The organism is Bradyrhizobium sp. ISRA436, assembly GCF_029910015.1.
GTDB lineage: Bacteria > Pseudomonadota > Alphaproteobacteria > Rhizobiales > Xanthobacteraceae > Bradyrhizobium.
Map to the genome: position 1 here is coordinate 280808 of NZ_CP094519.1, position 17580 is coordinate 298387.

13 protein-coding genes and 1 tRNA gene are annotated in these 17580 nt (G+C 65.9%); 8 read left to right on the plus strand and 6 right to left on the minus strand.

The window, feature by feature from the left end:
* Positions 1–48 precede the first annotated feature (48 nt).
* From MTX23_RS01325 to tsaD, 3 genes are all read right to left on the minus strand, one after another.
* Entirely contained in the window at positions 49–462 is a 414-nt protein-coding gene (locus MTX23_RS01325; RefSeq protein ID WP_280974855.1) for an EVE domain-containing protein, read from the minus strand.
* A gap of 115 nt (positions 463–577) precedes the next feature.
* A complete protein-coding gene (locus MTX23_RS01330) occupies positions 578–1558 on the minus strand; it encodes an NAD(P)H-dependent glycerol-3-phosphate dehydrogenase (protein ID WP_280974856.1) in 981 nt (326 codons plus the stop codon).
* Between the two features lie 252 nt (positions 1559–1810).
* On the minus strand, positions 1811–2884 hold the full coding sequence (tsaD, locus tag MTX23_RS01335; RefSeq protein ID WP_280978332.1) for a tRNA (adenosine(37)-N6)-threonylcarbamoyltransferase complex transferase subunit TsaD: 1074 nt from the start codon (positions 2882–2884) through the stop codon (positions 1811–1813).
* Positions 2885–3063: 179 nt separating this feature from the next.
* Here tsaD and MTX23_RS01340 point away from each other — a divergent pair, with 179 nt between their 5' ends.
* The 4 genes from MTX23_RS01340 to MTX23_RS01355 all read left to right on the plus strand — a co-directional run bounded on the left by MTX23_RS01340 (position 3064) and on the right by MTX23_RS01355 (position 6993).
* Entirely contained in the window at positions 3064–3795 is a 732-nt protein-coding gene (locus MTX23_RS01340) for a uroporphyrinogen-III synthase (RefSeq protein ID WP_280974857.1), read from the plus strand.
* Positions 3796–3915: 120 nt separating this feature from the next.
* Positions 3916–5082, plus strand: coding sequence for a hypothetical protein (locus MTX23_RS01345; protein ID WP_280974858.1), 1167 nt, complete (start codon positions 3916–3918; stop codon positions 5080–5082).
* Between the two features lie 7 nt (positions 5083–5089).
* On the plus strand, positions 5090–6826 hold the full coding sequence (locus MTX23_RS01350) for a heme biosynthesis HemY N-terminal domain-containing protein (RefSeq protein WP_280974859.1): 1737 nt from the start codon (positions 5090–5092) through the stop codon (positions 6824–6826).
* Between the two features lie 91 nt (positions 6827–6917).
* A tRNA-Thr gene (locus tag MTX23_RS01355) sits at positions 6918–6993 on the plus strand.
* A gap of 692 nt (positions 6994–7685) precedes the next feature.
* Here the strand turns inward: MTX23_RS01355 and MTX23_RS01360 are convergent.
* From MTX23_RS01360 to MTX23_RS01370, 3 genes are all read right to left on the minus strand, one after another.
* Positions 7686–8231, minus strand: a complete 546-nt coding sequence (locus tag MTX23_RS01360) for a hypothetical protein (protein WP_280974860.1) — start codon at positions 8229–8231, stop codon at positions 7686–7688.
* 1097 nt (positions 8232–9328) lie between these two features.
* Positions 9329–10396: a polysaccharide deacetylase family protein gene (locus MTX23_RS01365; protein ID WP_280974861.1), complete on the minus strand. Its 1068-nt coding sequence runs from the start codon at positions 10394–10396 to the stop codon at positions 9329–9331.
* Positions 10397–10555: 159 nt separating this feature from the next.
* Complete coding sequence (locus MTX23_RS01370; protein WP_280974862.1) at positions 10556–12235, minus strand: MFS transporter; 1680 nt, start codon at positions 12233–12235, stop codon at positions 10556–10558.
* A gap of 149 nt (positions 12236–12384) precedes the next feature.
* On the opposite strand from MTX23_RS01370, the gene MTX23_RS01375 reads away from it, so the two are divergent.
* The 4 genes from MTX23_RS01375 to MTX23_RS01390 all read left to right on the plus strand — a co-directional run bounded on the left by MTX23_RS01375 (position 12385) and on the right by MTX23_RS01390 (position 17463).
* The gene (locus MTX23_RS01375; protein ID WP_280974863.1) at positions 12385–13755 is read left to right on the plus strand and encodes a hydrolase; all 1371 of its coding nucleotides are present in this window, start codon (positions 12385–12387) and stop codon (positions 13753–13755) included.
* A 79-nt stretch (positions 13756–13834) separates the two neighbouring features.
* Positions 13835–15220 (plus strand): cytochrome P450, encoded by a 1386-nt coding sequence (locus MTX23_RS01380; protein ID WP_280974864.1) that lies wholly within the window; start codon positions 13835–13837, stop codon positions 15218–15220.
* Between the two features lie 145 nt (positions 15221–15365).
* The gene (locus MTX23_RS01385; RefSeq protein WP_280974865.1) at positions 15366–16775 is read left to right on the plus strand and encodes an adenylate/guanylate cyclase domain-containing protein; all 1410 of its coding nucleotides are present in this window, start codon (positions 15366–15368) and stop codon (positions 16773–16775) included.
* 184 nt (positions 16776–16959) lie between these two features.
* The gene (locus MTX23_RS01390; RefSeq protein ID WP_280974866.1) at positions 16960–17463 is read left to right on the plus strand and encodes a TerB family tellurite resistance protein; all 504 of its coding nucleotides are present in this window, start codon (positions 16960–16962) and stop codon (positions 17461–17463) included.
* The last annotated feature ends 117 nt before the right edge of the window (positions 17464–17580 follow it).

Genomic DNA, 17580 nt, shown 5'->3' on the forward strand with positions numbered 1-17580 from the left:
CTCTTTTGGACGATGGATCACCGGGTCAAGCCCGGCGATGACGGAAGCCTACAGCCCGCCCATCTTGCAGACGTGCTTCCATTGCTCTGACGTCACCGGCTGCACCGAGAGCCGCGAATACTTCACGAGCGCCATGTCCGCGAGCGTCTTGTCGGCCTTGATCGCGGCCATCGTCACCGGCGTCTTCAACGGCTTGTCGGCCTTGATGTCGACGCAGACGAACTTGCCGGTCTTGTCGGTCGGGTCGGGATAGGCTTCCTTGATGACTTCGGCGATGCCGACGATCTCCTTGCCCTCGTTGGAGTGATAGAAGAACGCCTTGTCGCCCTTCTTCATGTTCACGAGGTTCTGCCGCGCCGTGAAGTTGCGCACGCCGGTCCAAGCCTCGCCCTTCGCGCCCTTGGCGACCTGCTGGTCCCATGACCAGACCGAGGGTTCGGATTTCACCAGCCAGTAATTCATGTCGCCGCAACCTCTTCGTCATGGCCGGACTTGTTCCGGCCATCCACGTCTTCCTTCCGCGTCATTATTCAAGACGTGGATGCCCGCGACAAGCGCGGGCATGACAGAATGGCGATTATTCCTCCGCTTTGAACGGCCGCGTCAGCAGGCCCTCAATCGCCGCATCGATCGTCAGCCTGTTGCTCAGGATCGCCGCGACGGCTTTTGATACCGGCATATCGACGTTTTGCGAAGCGGCGAGTTCGATCAGCACCGGCGCGGTGAACGCGCCTTCGGCGAGCTTGCCCACGGGCGCGGCTTCGCCGCGGCCGAGCGCGCGGCCAAGCGCGAAATTGCGCGATTGCGCGGTCGAGCAGCTCAGCAGGAGGTCGCCCAATCCCGACAGGCCGGCGAGAGTTTCGGCGCGCGCGCCGCAGGCGCGGCCGAGGCGGGCGAGCTCGCTGAAGCCGCGTGTGGTCAGCGCGGCGAGCGCGGAGGCGCCGAGGTCGCGGCCGACCACGATGCCGGCCGCGATCGCCAGCACGTTCTTCGCCGCGCCGCCGATCTCGACGCCGCGCACGTCGGTCGTGTGGTAGGGCCGGAACGTCGCCGAGCCGAGCGCCTGCACCAGGCGACTTGCCAGCGCCTCGTCCCTTGCGGCCAATGTCACCGCGGTCGGCAGTCCGCGCGCGACGTCGTCGGCAAAGCTCGGTCCCGACAGGATGGCGGGTATAGCCTGAGGCGCGGCTTCCACGACCACTTCGGTCATGAACTTGTGGGTGCCGTGCTCGATGCCCTTGGCGCAGGCGATCACCGGCGTGCCCGGCTTCAAATGTGGCGCAAGATGACTGACGGCCGCGCGCAGATGCTGGGCCGGAGTCACGGCCAGGATGATGTCGGCGCGCGCGGCGGCCGCGATATCGGATGTCACGGCGACGGCTGGATCGAGCCGGACGCCGGCCAGCCGTGGATTGACCCGCGTCGCCTCAATCTGCGCTGCATGCTCGCCATTGCGTGCATAGAGCGTGACGGCGCGTCCCGCGCGCGCCGCGACACCGGCCAGTGCCGTGCCCCAGGCACCGGCACCGATCACGCTGACTGAGCAGTGCGTGGGCATCAGAACCCGAGCTCAGCTGCGCTCCCTCGCCCCGCTCTTGCGGGACAGGGGCGGGGTGAGGGGCTGCATCCGCGCAGACACCGGGCCTGTCGAGACCCCCCCTCACCCGGATCGCATCTTCGATGCGACATAGCCGAAGCTTTGCTTCGGCGTCCCTTCGTGACGGCCGCCAGAGGCGGCCTATGCCTCTCCCCGCAAGCGGGGCGAGGTGGGTTGGAGGTCGTGTCGCGGCTCATCTTCATCTTGACGAACTCAATATCCGGCGCGGCTATTGGCGTAGCCGGCTGGCGCCTTGGCGTTGGCGTCGAGCAGCCAGCGTGCGCGGGGCGGCGCCTCCATGGTGTCGGTCAGTCCGATCGCCATCCGCTCGGCGCCGGCCCAGGCGATCATCGCGCCGTTGTCGGTGCAGAGCGCCGGCGGCGGAATGATCAATGTGGTCTGCGCGCGTGCCGCGACATCCTGCAACGCGTCGCGGATGGCGTGATTGGCGGCGACGCCGCCGGCGGCGACCAGCGCCCGCGGCGTGCCGAACTGCTCCTGAAAAAGCCTCAACCCGACGCTCAGCCGGTCTGCGGTCGATTCCAGCACCGCGGCCTGGAAGCTCGCGCAGAGATCGCTGATGTCCTGCGGCTCCAGGGGGGTCAGCCGGCTGGCCTCGTTGCGGACCGCCGTCTTCAACCCCGACAGCGAGAAGTTCGCATCCGGCCGCCCGAGCATCGGGCGCGGGAAGGCAAAGCGCTTCGGATCGCCGCCTTCGGCCGCGCGCTCGACCTGTGGTCCGCCGGGATAGGGCAGCGACAGCATTTTCGCCACTTTGTCGAACGCCTCGCCCATGGCGTCATCGACGGTGGTGCCGAGCCGCACATATTCGCCGACGCCGACCACGGCGACGATCTGGGTGTGTCCGCCCGAGGCCAGGAACAGGCAATAGGGAAACGCCAGCGCGCAGGTCAGCCGCGGCGTCAGCGCATGCGCCTCGAGATGGTTCACCGCGATCAGCGGGGTGTCGTGCACCATCGCGATCGCCTTCGCGGTGGTCAGGCCGACGATCACGCCGCCGATCAGGCCGGGCCCGGCCGCGGCGGCAACCGCCGACAATTGCGGGTAGCCGACGCCGGCCTGCTTCATCGCGCTCGCGACGATGCCGTCGAGCAGGTCGACATGGGCGCGCGCGGCGATCTCCGGAACCACGCCGCCGAAGCGGGCGTGCTCCTCGGTCTGCGAGCGCACGACGTTGGAAAGGATCCGCCCCGAGCCGTCGCCCTGGCGCTCGACCACGGCGGCTGCGGTTTCATCGCAGGTGGTCTCGATCCCCAACACCAGCATCGGTCGTTCGTTACTCAATTGCGGCCCTTGTGCTACGAGCACGATCCGGAAAGCCGGAACCGGCCTTCCGATCCAATCCTGCTCAATTGCAGAGAAATGTCCCTTTCGGGGTAGCATTGCGAGGTCTTGAAGTGCAATCGGTAGCGAATCTCCATTTCGCGCGGCTGGAGCGCTGAACCGTGGCTGTTCTCGTCACGCGCCCACATCCCGACAATGAGGCGACGCTCGCCAGCCTGCGGGCGCGAGGCTTCGATGCCGTGGCGGCGCCGATGCTGCGCTTCGAGCCGTTGCCGTTTCATGACGATGACGACGCGCATTATGACGCAGTCATCCTGACGAGCGCCAATGCGCTGCGCGCGATCGATCTCACAGGTAGCCGGCTGTTGCGGTTGCCGCTGTTCGCGGTCGGAGCCCACACCGCCGATGCCGCGCGCGCGGCCGGCTTCGGCGAGGTGCTGGTGGCCAAGGGCGATGCCGTCGCGCTGCGCGATCTCGTGCTGGCGCGCGTCGAAGCCGGAGCGCTGAAGAGTGCCGCCACGCTGCTCTATCTCGCCGGCGCCGACCTCTCGCGCGATCTCGCGGGCGAGCTTGGCAAGAAGGGAATGACCGTCGTCACCCGCACCACCTACCGGATGGCGCCGGTCGCAAGCTTTCCGGGCGAGGTCAGCGAGGCATTTCTGGCGAACCGGATCACGGCGGTGCTGCACTATTCGCGCCGCAGCGCGTTGGCCTTCCTGGACGCGGCGCGCGCGGGCGGGCTCGAAATCTCGGCTTTGGCGCTGCCGCAATGCTGCATCTCGGCCGCCGTCGCCTTGGTGCTGCGTGACGCCGGCGCCACCCAGGTGGCGGTGGCGGCACGGCCGGACGAGAGCGCGCTCCTGGACGCGCTGGTCCGCGCCTTGCGATCCTGATCCGGCCTAATTCTTTCGTCTGGCCATGACGTTAGCCATTTCCCAGTTTTTCGGATCGTGCTCTGAGAACCCAAGCCGATTCTGCTAGAATGCGCCGTCATTCGTTTTGAGGACCCTGCGATGGCTGAAGAGAGGCCCGAGGATACAGCACCGTCGCCGGATTCCGCCCGGCCTAAGCGCGCGCCGCCGACCATTGAGCTCGGGGCGACCGAGGTCTCCAGCGAGGCCCCGAAGACGGAGCAGCCCGAGGCATCCGCTGATACGGCTGCGCCCGAAGCCCCATCCCAGCCCGAGCCGCATCCCGAGACCGCTTCGGAAGCGCCGGCGTCCGAGCCGCCGCAGCCGGTCTCGCCCTGGGTGGTGGCGCCGGTCTCCGGTGCGGTGGCCGCCGCGCTGGTGATCGGCGTCGGCTGGCTGCTCGGCTGGCCACAAATACAGCCCGCGTCACAGCTCAACACCGCGGCAATCGACGATCTCAGCGCGCGCGTCGCCGGGCTGGAATCAAAGGTCAACAGGGCGCCGGCGGCCGATCCGCGCCTGGAGGCGCTGGACAAATCGATCGCCGCGTTGCGCAGCGAGCTCGCCGCCACGCGCGCGCAGTCCGACAAGCTGGCGGCCACGGCCACTGGCGCGAAGGCTCTGCCCGATCTGTCGGCGATCACCGCGCGCATCGACAGGATCGAAGGCGCGGTGAAGTCGCAGAACGCCGAGATCGCCAAACAGGATAGCAAGATCGCCGACACCCGAGCCGAAGCGAAGCCGGCCGACGACACACCGTTGCGCCGCGTCGTCGCCGCATCATTGCTCGACGTCGCGGTCCGCCACGGCGATCCTTTCGTCTCTTCGCTTTCGGCGGCAAAGGCGCTCGCCGACGATCCCGAGATCCTGAAGCCGCTCGACGCTTTCGCTGCATCCGGCGTTCCGAACGCGAACGCACTCTGCCGCGAACTGATCGAAATCGTCCCGAAGCTCGCGCCGCCGCCGCAGGATACGACGACGGGCGCGGGGCTGGTCGATCGCCTGCAGGCCGGGGCTTCCAAGCTGATCCGCATCGAGCGGACCGACGGCACGGGCACCGATCGCGGCAGCATCGTCGCGCGCATGACCTCGGCCGCCGTGCACAACGATCTCGCGCGCGCCGAGCGTGAGTTGAGGTCGCTGCCGCCGGCCGATCGCACCGCGGCGCAAGCCTGGATCGAGAGGGTGGACGCGCGGCGCGCCGCGCTCGACGCATCGCGAAAGTTCGCCGACAACGCGATGGCGGCGCTCGCCTCGGTCAATCAATAGGCCCTCGATGATCCGGATCATTCTGTTCCTGCTGTTGATCGCGCTTGCTGCAGCGGGCGCGGCCTGGGTGGCCGACCAAACCGGCGACGTCGTGCTGTCATGGGACGGCTGGCGTGTCGTGACGACGCTGCCGGTGCTTGTGCTCGGCATCGGCATCGTCGTGGTGGCCGCGATGGCGGCATGGACAATCCTGCGCGCGCTCTGGAAGATGCCGGAAGGCATCCGCCGTGCCAGCCGCGAGCGCCGCCGCGCCCGCGGCCGCCACGCCATCACCCAAGGCCTGCTCGCGATCGGCCATGGCGACGCGTCTTCTGCCCGCATGCATGCCGACGTGGCGCGCCGCCATGCCGAAAATGATCCGCTGACGCTGCTGTTGCACGCGCAGTCGGCGCAGCTCGACGGCGACCGCGCCGGCGCGCAGCGCGCGTTCCGCGCAATGGCCGAGCGCGAGGACACGCGGCTGCTCGGCCTGCGCGGTCTCTTCATCGAGGCGCAACGCGCCGATGATCCGGTTGCGGCGGTGATGATCGCCGAGGAGGCGCTGAAAGTGTCGCCCTCGTCGTCATGGGCGTCGCATGCGGTGCTCGGCTTCTGCTGCGCCAAGGGCGATTGGGCCGGCGCGCTGGCGATCCTCGACAACAACCAGTCATCGGGATTGATCGACAAGGCGACCTACCGGCGGCAGCGCGGCGTGCTGCTGACGGCGCGCGCGCTGGAACTGGAGACGGTCGATCGCGATCTGTCGCGCGAGAGCGTGATGGAGGCGCTCAAGCTCGCGCCGACGCTGATTCCGGCCGCGGTGCTCGCGGCCAAATTCGACAGCGAGGCGCATCAGGTACGCCGCGCCATGCGACTCGTCGAGGCGGCGTGGCTGGTGCAGCCGCATCCCGATCTCGCCGACGCCTATGCGCATGTGCGGCTCGGCGATTCCGCGCGCCAGCGCCTGGTGCGGGTCGAGACGCTGGCGGCCAAGACGCCAGGTCATATCGAAGGTGCGCTGGCGGTCGCCCGCGCGGCGATCGACGCATCCGAGTTCGCCAAGGCGCGCTCCGCGCTGGAGCCGTTCATCGCGACGCCGACCCAGCGCGTCGCGCTGTTGATGGCCGAGATCGAGCGCACCGAGCATGGTGACAGCGGCCGGGCGCGGGCCTGGACCTTGCGCGCGGTGCGGGCGCTGCACGACCCGGCCTGGACCGCTGACGGCTATGTCTCGGACCGCTGGCGTCCGGTCTCGCCGGTCACCGGCCGGCTCGACGCCTTCCAGTGGCAGACGCCGGTGGCGGCACTGCCGTCGGACAAGCGCGGTCCGATCGACACCTCAGCGTTCGAGGAGGCGATGCTGGCCCCGCGCCGGGTCGAGCCGCCGACGGAGGCAGCCACCGAACTCCCGGAGCCAAGGCCGGTCGAGCCGATCGAGATGAAACCCGCCGCGCCGGCCGCACCTGCCGCGCAGGACAATGCCCCGCCGCCGCCTGCGGAGGCCATCGAGGCAGACCCCGCCCCGGCCGAGCCGGCTCCGCCTCCCGAATCAGCCGCACCGGCGCCCGCCCCGTTGTTCCGCTCCCGGACCGACCTGCCCAAGGCCGCCCCGGCGCCCATTCCGGCCGTGATCCCCATCGTCCGCGCCCCCGATGACCCCGGGGTCGACGAGGACGGCGCCAGGGACGAATTTGCCGAGCAAATCGGCCCGCCCAAGGCCCAGATGGGCGGCTGGCGCGGATTTCTGTCACGTTTGGGGAGTTAAATCCGCAAGCCTACGGCCCGGCTTGTCCTTGCCAATCGAGGCCATGCCCGATATCAGGTGGCTGCCCTTCAAGGCCGTTGCCGAACGGTCCGCCGCAATAGCTCAGTCGGTAGAGCACGTCATTCGTAATGACGGGGTCGGGGGTTCGAATCCCTCTTGCGGCACCAGCACTTAGCCCCGATTTCGCGACTTCGAATTTTACCAAAGGTACGGGAGAGGTACGGGCCCGGGAGTTATCCCGGCGCAAGCCCTTGATTTGACTCGCTGCGACCACGCGGTTTTTTGACCGTTTGCATCACGTGAAAAATCGTGCGTACGATCCGCGTGAAACAAAAAACGAATCAATTGGCGCGGCCACGCTGCGGGAGACTTTCACGAATTCCAAATTGGCTGCGGCGCTAATCAATTCTGCGCTGACGCCGAACGATTCTCAGCCAGTGATGGTTGGGAGGGGTGGACTGGGCGGGGTGCCACCCGCCCGAGTCCGATTACTACTACGCTACCACTAGGTCTCTACTGATCCGTCAGCGGGTTGGTAGAGACCGGCAGTGGGCACGAACGTACTCCCATTTGCCGAGCCGAAAGCGGACATAGTCCGTGACGGACACGGGCTGCAGCATCGAACAACTTATTCGCATGATAACCTCTCTGGTAACGGAGCGCGGAATTGCGCCCCGCCGCGAGAGGGCACATCCGTCCGTTCAGAAGAGGCTCACGACCAATAAGGCCGATACAACCTAGGAGGCGAATCAGCCACGCCGACTCGCGCTAGGACTCTCACGGAGATGGCGGCTCGTTTCAAGGGAAACGGGGAGGGTTTCCCGAGTTTTGGGGTATTTCATCGTGGTTACCTTGCCACCTAATCCTGCTGCCGAGATTGGTCGGCTGCACCATCGGCAACGGGCTTAGCGGCCTGTAGGTCCGGCAGTTCAAGATCGGGCCAGCGCTTCAGGAGTTGAGACCGATAATTCTCGAAGTTCTCTAGTCTGGCGAAAGTCAGATACAAATGCAGTCCAATCATTAGCACGATGCTTATGCCAGTTAGGGCGACTGCCAAGGCGAGTACCCTAAGGCCCAGCGGGTCAGAGGACGCGCTAGATACTGCCGGTCCTAGTACCCTTCGCGCCGCAAATCCCATCCCCCCAGTTGCGATGCTCATAAGCGTTAGGGCATTCAATGAACCCCAGCCGATTATCGCGTAGAGATACTTGTCTCGTTTTCCGAACTTGAGGTCATGCACAACAGTGTATGCCGCCAACGCCCTGGCCTTGTTGCGCTCAATGAAGCCGGACTTGAGCTTGCCGAATGCGTTGCCGATTGACGGTGCTGTGAACGTGGCCAGCAAGCTCGCGAGAAAGCCGAGCAGGGTCCCGGCCAACAAGAGCCACACGTCCTTCGCTTCCATCGATTGCCCCTCCCCCAGTCCCCCGATGACTACCACAAGATCGCACGCGGCCCGCAATACACCTCTGGTAGCGTGCGGGTGCCCGAAATTTCTGCAAAAATTTTTTGTAGTAGGCGGTCGGAATTTCTCACACATTGCGCGGGGCCATATGCGCGCATCTCGGGCCGACGAATTTTGGCCTCGGGGGTGGAGGCGCATCGCGCGGCCCGTATCCTTGCGAGCGTCGCCGGTGCGCAGCCCCGCCCCCTCACGCTCCGCCCATTCCTCGCAGATGGCTCTGAGGGTCTGGGGCTTCGCGAGTACTGTGCGCGGATCACGGCCCTCTTCAAATGCGGCGTGGGCCTCATCGGCGCGGGTGTGCGCCTTGGCGAGGCTGGTGGCTGGGTAGGTCCCGAACGTCATGCGGACGCGTCGGCCGCCTAGGGTGAAGTGGTAGGTTCAGGATTTCGACCCGCCCCGCGATACCCGCAACGCGAGCACGGCGCGGCCTTCGTCAAAGTAATCGGTCTGGGGCTCGCCTTCGGCCGCCTTGGCGTGCTGGCAAAATCGGTCGGTGAGAGTTCGTCGCGGCAGGCCCCGGCTCCGTACCTCGCTAGGTACTCATGAGGCTGCGGGTCAGGTGAGCTTGCGTGTACGGAAAGCCAAGAAAACAAGCTGATTCTACAACGCCACGCCTCACGATGCGTTCGGCTGCAACGGCCCGCAAGTGGATTAAATTTCATTCGTAATGACGGGGTCGGGGTTCGATCCTTCTTGCGTCACCAGCACTCACTGGCCCGGAAACGGCGGCCGCGGGCTACTTTGCATGGGGTTGTTTTCGATATTTGGTGGGAGCCGCAGCCGCCGGGCGCGATGGCGCCTCTTTCCGCGCTGTCGCTCACATCGTGGGTTTGGTCCCGGCAGGTCGACAATTCTGCTTTCAGTGAAGATTGACTGACACGCTCTCCGCCACCGCTCAAAAAAGGTCGAACCCAGCCAAGGTCGTCCGGCCGTGTCGGACCAGCAGAAGGTGGCTGCGATCAGAAAACGAAAGCGCCCCTGGATCGTATCCAGGGACGCTTTTGCATTGAGCGGATCGTCGTAACGGGTTCGCTAACTTACTCCGCGACCGTCTGCACGACGTTGCCGATCGGGCGGCCCGATGCGGTCGGTTTCTCGAGCTTGGTCATCATCGCATCGTATTCGGGCAGCGTCTCGAGCTGGGTCTTGGGCTTCATCCAGACCACCTTGTAGCCGCCCGCCTTCAGCCGGCGCAGCAGCGTCGGCAGGGCTTGCGCGGTGTGCTTCTGCAAATCGTGCATCAGGATGATGCCCTTGCCCTGCTTCTCGAGCTTGGTCATCACGTTCTGGATCACTTCGTCCGCACTCTTGGACTTGAAGTCGTTGGAGTCGACGTCGACCGAGAACATCGCGATGTTGCGCGAGCCGAGATAGGCCGTCGTCGCCGGCGTGTGCGCCAGTGCCGGGAAGCGGAAGAACGGCGCGGGGTCGGTGCCCAGCGCGATCTTCACGGCGCTGAAGCCCTTCTCGATCTCGTCCTTGGCCTGCTGCTCGGTGATCTTCTTGCTCGCAAGATGGGCGTGCGACCACGTGTGGGCGCCGATGGTGTGGCCGGCAGCCAGGACCTGGCGGAGGATGTCCGGGTGATAGGTGGTGTGCAGGCCGATCGGGAAGAACACGGCCTTGGTGCATTCATCCGCCAGCGCCTTGAGCACGGCCGGCGTGGTCGGCCACGGACCGTCGTCGAACGTCAGCACGACCTCCTTGTCGGTGAGGAAGTCGTACTGCTTGTACTGCAGGAAGCCGAAACCCGGACCGCCTGACGTGTCGACCACAACGGTGCGGCTGACGCCGAGCGCATCGGGATTGGCGCAGGCCTGCTTCGGTGCGGCCGCGACCGGCGCGGGCACCGGCACAGGGGCAGGTGCCGCAGCGGGCTGTGCCGTGACGGTGGTGGCGTCGGCGCGCTTCGACAGCGCGGCGGTGGTCTCGACGTCATCCTTGGCTGCCGCCTTGGCAGCCATAGGCAGCGGATCGGCCGTGCGGGCAGCCACGGTTTGGGGAGGAGAAGCGTCGGCGCGCGGGGAGGAGGTCCAGAACCACACTCCGGCGATCACGACCGCCGCTACAAGACTGGCCAGCATCAGGCCCAACGCATTACGCATCGCTACACACTTCCTAAGGACTCGGGATACGCCACAGCCGTAACGAGCGATTAATGCCAACAAGGTCTTAACGCGGTCCCAACAAGTCGCCGGGAGCGCAAGAAAAAGAGCGCACCATGGTTCGTCGCTGACGCGATGCCCCGGAATGACGGCAGGGGGCTACGTGCTGCTTCCGGCCGCCGTCGCGACCACCGGGATCACCTCGTTGGCGGCGCGGTCCGGCGTCTCCTCCTTCCAGCGCACCGATCCGAACGGACGCTCCAGCATCCGGCGCACCCGGATCGGCTCGGCGCCGATGTGGAAGCTGGCCGCCTTCTGGTGCAGTTCGCGCTCGATCTGGGTGGCGCGGTTGCGCTGGCGCAGGAAATCGAGCCAGGTCGGGCAGTGATAGCGCTCGGTCCAGAGCTCGGGATCGGCGATGTCGCGCGCGATCGACCAGCCATAGGCGCCGTTGCGCTGCCGGCTCAGCTGCACGTCCTGCATCACGTTGTGGAAGGCGCGGGCATTGTCCTGCGCCACGCGATATTCGATCTCGACCACCAGCGGCCCGCTGCGTCCGGTCAATTGCAGCCGCACCTCGGGATCGGCGAGTGCCTCGGTCGCATCCTCGTTGCGGGCGCCAACCGGCGGCATCCTGAGCCAGAGGCCGAGCAGCGGCGACAGCAGCATCAGAGCGGCGGAGATCAACAGCGCCGTCTCGACGCCGGCTATGTCGGTGATGCGGCCCCAGCCCCAGCTTCCGATCGCGATGCCGCCGGCGATTGCGGCCTGGAAGGCGGCCAACGAGCGGCCCGCGACCCAGCGCGGCGCCGAGAGCTGCACGCCAATATTGAACAGCGCGACCGCGAGCATCCACGCCGCGCCGGCGATCACCAGCGCGGCGGCCGTGATCACCGGTTCCCTGCTCAGCGCAACGCCGGCGATCGCGCCTCCCATCATCAGCGTGCAGGCGCGAATTGCGGCCTCGCCGCTGAGGCGGCGCCTGATCTCGCTGATGTTGAGCGCGCCGATCACCGCGCCCATGCCGAACGCGCCGAGCATGATGCCGTAGGTCTGCGCGCCGCCATGCAGGAGGTCGCGCGCCACCAGCGGCATCAGCGCCGAGACCGAGCCACCGATGATGCCGGTGACCATGGTGCGGGTCAGCACGATCTTGATCGATGGCGAATTGGTGATGTAGCGCACGCCCGAGACGATGGCGCGGTTCAGCCGTTCGCGCGGCAGCCGCGACGGTTCGCTGACGCGATTCCACAGGAACAGCACGACCAGCAGCGGCAAATACAACACGGCGTTGGCGGCGAACGCCGCCACGGCGCCGGCGGCCGCCACCACGATGCCGCCGATTGCGGGTCCGAAGCTGCGCGCGATGTTGTAGCTGATGCCGTTGAGTGCGACGGCGGCGGGCAGCGTCTCCGCCGGCACCTGCTCGCTGACCGAGGATTGCCAGGCCGGGCCGAACAGCGCCATGCCGCTGCCGACGACGAAGCACAGCGCCAGCAGGATGTTCGGCGTCACCAGATTGAGCCATGCCAGCACCGTCAGCGTGGTGGCGCCCGTGAGTGCGATCGCCAGCGACAGCAGCGCGACGACCCGGCGGTCATGCATGTCGGCGATGGCGCCGGCCGGCATCGAGATCAGCATCACCGGCAGCATCAGCGCGGTCTGCACCAGGGCGACCTTGTCGGCCTCTGATGTCATCTGCGTCATGGCCCAGGCGGCGCCGACGCCCTGAATCAGGATGCCGAGATTGGAGAGAAGGCTGGCGAGCCAGATCCGCCTGAAGATTGAGTGCCGTAACGGTGCAGTGATACTGTCGGTGCGATCAGACGGTGCGGTCATATCCGGTTCCGTTTGGCCTGCTATGGTTTGCTGATGATTCCGGCAGCATCAACTGATGCCTGCGAAAAGCGTGTCCTGTCCAGCGATTACGGTATCCATTGCGGACCTAAGGCACAGCTAAAGGCCTGAAAGGCTTGGGGAAGCGGACAATGGACCTGTCGCGGCGGACGATTCTGAAGGGGGCCGGCGCCCTGCCCCTGCTGGGAAGCCGTCTTGGCACCTCGGCCCTGGCGCAGACGGTGCCCGCGGCGCCGGGTGCCGATCTCCCGCCGATCCTGTTTGTGCACGGCAATGGCGACCAGGCGCCGCTCTGGGTGACGACGATCTGGCGGATGGAATCCAATGGCGTGCCGCGCGAGCGGCTGCTCGCGCTCAACTTCACCGATCCGCTGGCGCGCACCGACGACAAGGTCGAGCAGGCCAACCGCTCCTCGACGGAAGACCAGCGCCGCGAACTCGGCGAGGCAATCAAGGAGCTGAGGCAGGCGACCGGCGCCGCACGCGTCGCGCTGGTCGGCAGTTCGCGCGGCGGCTACGCGATCCGCAACTACATCAAGAACGGCGGTGGCGGCGATGTCAGTCATGCCGTGCTGTGCGGCACGCCGAACCACGGCGTCTATGCCTGGGACGACGGGCTCGGCAACGAGTTCAATGGCCGCGGACCGTTCCTGCGTGCCCTGAACGACGGCGACAGCGAGGTGACCGCGGGCACCGCGTTCCTGACGCTGCGCAGCGACGGGCTCGATAAATTCGCACAAGGCGACGGCCGTTTTGTCGGCAAGCCGGGTAGGCCGACCAACGTCACCGCTGATGGCCCGGCCCTGAAGGGCGCCACCAATCTGGTGCTCGGCGCGCTCGATCATCGCGAGACTGCGTTTCATCCGCGCGCCTTTCGCGAGATCTACAAGTTCATCGCGGGGCGCGAGCCGTCGCGGATCGGCATCGTGCCGGAGGCGACGGTGAGGTTGAGCGGCCTCGTCACGGGCACGCCCGGCGGCGTGCCGACCAATCGTCCGGTGTCGGGCGCCTCCGTCGATATCTATCGTGTCTCGACAGAAACAGGCGAACGCATCGGCGGCCCGCTGCACAGCTCGCAGACGGGATCGGACGGGCGCTGGGGGCCGGCGCAGGTCGATCCCTCCTGGTCCCTCGAATTCGTGTTGACCTCACCTGATTCGGTGACGACGCACATCTATCGTTCGCCGTTTCCGCGCTCGTCGGACATCGTGCATCTGCGCGCGGCACGGCCGTTCCTGCCTGCCGATACAGGCGCAGGCGTCATCGTCATGATGTCGCGGCCGCGCGGCTATTTCGGCCTGCCGCGCGATGTCGTGCTGCTCGACGGCAAGGAGCCGACCGACGTGAAGCCGGGCGTGCCGACGGATTCGGCGACGACGTTGCGGCTTCCGGCAGCCGAGGTCGGCCGTCCGGTGGTCGGCCTCTTCAACGAGGAGCGGATCGTGGCGCGGGCCTGGCCGGCATCGGAGAACCGGATTGCCATCGCCGAGCTGACCTATTAGCTCTTGCTGTGGTCCGCGCCTTCACGGCGCCGGGATTGCGTGTCTGGATCTGACGTCGCGATAGGCTGGAGCGAGGACCATGAGCATAGCCGAGGTCTACGACACAACAGTCACGCGCCGGCCGCTGGTGCCGCCGGCCCCGCCGCGCGCGCCCGACAATATGACCGCGTTCGGGCGGATGCGGGCGATAGGCAACTCGCCGATCGAGAGCTGGGGCCGGCGCGCCTATGAGGACGACATCATCCAGGGCCGCTTTTTCGGCCGCAGCAGCTTCATTCTCAACACGCCGGACGCGATCCGGCATGTGCTGGTCGACAATTACGAGAACTACACCCGCACGCCCGCCGGCATTCGCGTGCTGCGCCCGATGCTCGGCGAAGGACTTCTGATCGCCGAGGGCCGCGCGTGGAAACATCAGCGGCGCACGCTGGCGCCGGCATTCACGCCGCGCGCCGTGATGACGCTCGTGCCCACCATGATCGGGGTGACCGACGAGACGATTGCCAAGCTGAAGGCCGCGAGCAGCGGCCCGGTCGATCTGCGCGAGGCGATGCAGCGGATGACGCTCGAGATCGCCGGCCGCACCATGTTCTCCTTCGGCATGGATCGTCACGGCGCGAAGCTGCGCGACTTCGTGATGGAATACGGCGTGACGCTGGCCCGGCCGCACTTGCTCGATCTGCTGCTGCCGCTCGGCTGGCCGAGCCCGCAGGATTTCCGGCGCGCCCGCTTCCGCAAGCGCTGGACTGCTTTCGTAGGCCAGCTGATGGCCGAGCGCCGCGCCGCCGGCAAGAACGACAACGCGCCGGCGCGCGACCTGTTCGACCTGATGGAGGCCGCTCGCGATCCCGAGACCGGCGAGGCCTTCACCGATGCGCAGCTCGGCGATCAGGTCGCGACCATGATCCTGGCCGGTCACGAGACGACAGCGACCGCGCTGTTCTGGGCGCTCTATCTGCTGGCGCTGGATCCCCCGACGCAGGAGCAGTTGGCAGCAGAAGTCAGCAGCGTGGCAGCAGCGGGCAGGCTGGATGTCGAGCGGCTGAAATTCACGCGCGCGGTGATGGACGAAACCATGCGGCTCTATCCGCCGGCCTTCCTGATCGCACGCGCGGCTGATGGTCCGGACACCATCTCGGGCCTGCCGGTCAGGAAGCATGACGTAATCCTGATCGCGCCATGGCTGTTGCACCGGCATGAAAAGCTGTGGCGTGATCCAAACGCATTCGTGCCGATGCGATTCATGAGCGGCACGCCGCCCGATCGCTTCGCCTATCTGCCGTTCGGGGTCGGCGCGCGGGTCTGCATCGGCGCGCATTTCGCGCTGGTCGAGGCGACGCTCGCGCTCGCCAGGATCATCGGTACGTTCCGCGTCGCATTGGCGGACAAGGAGCCGGTGATGCCGATCGGCGTAGTGACGACGCAACCCAACCGCTCGCCGATGTTTGCGATCACGGCACGCTGAAAACCCTTGCGCGACACCTCCAAGATGCTCATCTAAGGCGCGATGAGTTCAGGTTGACCCGTCATCGTCTCCTTGCCTCCATTTGAGCGCGTTCGTCCGGAAAGCGGCTTCGTATCTTTCCGGCTCATGCTTGAGGTCTCACACCATGAGCGATACGCAGGCCCAGTTCGCAGTCCTCAGGCAGACGGCCGATAGTGCCGTCGTCGATGCCATGCAGCAGCTGATCGCGGATGGTCATGATCGCGATCTCAATCGCATCAACCTGCTGGATTTCTCCCGCCGTACCGGACTTGATCAGGAGAAGGTGATCTCCGGCTTCCTGCATGCCTCGCGGCTCGGTCTGTTCGACATGAGCTGGAACGTGCTGTGTCCAGGCTGTGGCGGCGTGCTCGACGCCCATGCGACGCTGAAGTCGCTGCGCCACGACGACTACAATTGCGCGTTGTGCGCGGCGGGCTACGAGGCCTCGGTCGATGAACTCGTCGAAGTGGCTTTTACTGTCAGCCCGCGGGTCCGCCACATTGCCGCGCACGATCCCAATACGCTGCCGATCTGGGAATACTTCCGGCAAATGTTCTGGAGCTCGGGCATCGAGCTCGATGAGAGTTCGCTTTCGACGTTGATCAACGAGGTGACGCTGGAGGGGTTAGAGCTGCCACCCGGTGAGAAGGCAATTCTGTCGCTCAATTTGCCCAACGAATTCGTCATTGTGTTTGAGCCGGTGACGCATTCGGCGCACTTCTTCGCCATTGAGGGCGAGCCCACCACCGAGCGTCAGCAGTTTTCGATCGCATTCAACAAGCTGCACGCGCCGACCGGGACGTCGACGATGCGACCGGGGCCGCTGCGGCTCTCGCTGGAAAATCAGGCTGACGTCCGCGTGCTGCCTTCGGTCTGGATCGCAGGCGATCCGCTGCACAAGTTGCTGGGCAAGCGCAAGCCGATCCTCACGGCAAAGCGTATGTTGTCGAACCAGACCTTCCGCGACGTGTTCAAGGCCGACAATCTCAACGTTGACCAGCGGCTGAAGATCACCGCGCTGACCTTCCTGTTCACCGATCTCAAGGGCTCGACCGCGCTCTATGAGCGCGTCGGCGATCTCGCCGCGTTCGATCTGGTGCGCGCGCATTTCCATGCGCTGCTCGAGATCATCGCCTCCGAACACGGCGCGGTGGTGAAGACGATCGGCGATGCCGTGATGGCAACGTTCATCAAGCCCGAAGACGCGCTGTCGGCGGGCTTGCGCATGCGCGCCGCGATGAAGAAGCTCAATGCCGAGCGCGGCCGGGAGGACCTGATCGTCAAGATCGGCATTCATGAGGGCCCCTGCCTGGCGGTGATGCTGAACGAACGGCAGGACTATTTCGGGCAGACCGTGAACATCGCAGCGCGGGTGCAGAGCCTGTCGACCTCGCAGGAAATTCATCTGACCCAGCCGGTGATGGAATCGCAGGCGGTTGCCGGCATTCTGGATCGTGCGGCCATCAGGCCGATCCAGAAGGAGGCCGCGCTGCGTGGAATCGCCGACAAGCTCGTAGTGTACGAGATCCCTTGAGCTGATTTTCACCGTCATTGTGGGGAGCGACCACGACGAATGGATTGCTTCGCTTCGCTCGCGATGACGGACACACTCGGGACATTGCCGAAACGTAATGCTTGTGCGGGAACCGGGGCCGATTGCGCCGGTTCTGTTTCCGCGCCATATAGTTTTTCATCAAGCCTATTCGACAGAGAGAGCGATGCTCGACGGACTCCGCCAATTCATTGCCGATATCGTGTCCCCCGACGCGCAGGCCGACCGGACCTTCGACGACAGCGACTACCGTCTGGCGGCCACTGCGCTGCTGGTTCACGTCGTGTCGCTGGACGGCGAGCCGACGGCGGTCGAGAAACGCAAGCTGCACAGCCTGATCGAGAGCCGTTTCCAGCTCGATCCCGGCACCGCCGACAAGCTGATCGCATCGGCCATGCGGGTCGAGGGCGAGGCCGTCGATCTCTATCACTTTACCAGCGTGATCATGCGCTCGGTGAACGAGGAGGGACGGCTGCGCATCGTCGAGATGATGTGGGAGTTGGTCTATGTCGACGGCCAGGTCAGCGAGTTCGAGGACAATGTGGTCTGGCGTGCCGCCGACTTGCTCGGCATTTCCTCGCGCGACCGCATCGATCTCAAGCATCGCGTCGCCGAGAAACAGGCGGCGCTGCCGAAAGGCCCGTGGGGCACGGCAGACGCGGCAACCTGACACGCCCCGGTCTGACACGCCTATTGTGTCAACTCGGACATCATCACAGCAGCATCACAGATGACGAAACTTTAATGTCCGGTGTGATTTGCCGCGATCATGGGCGATCCGCCTGAA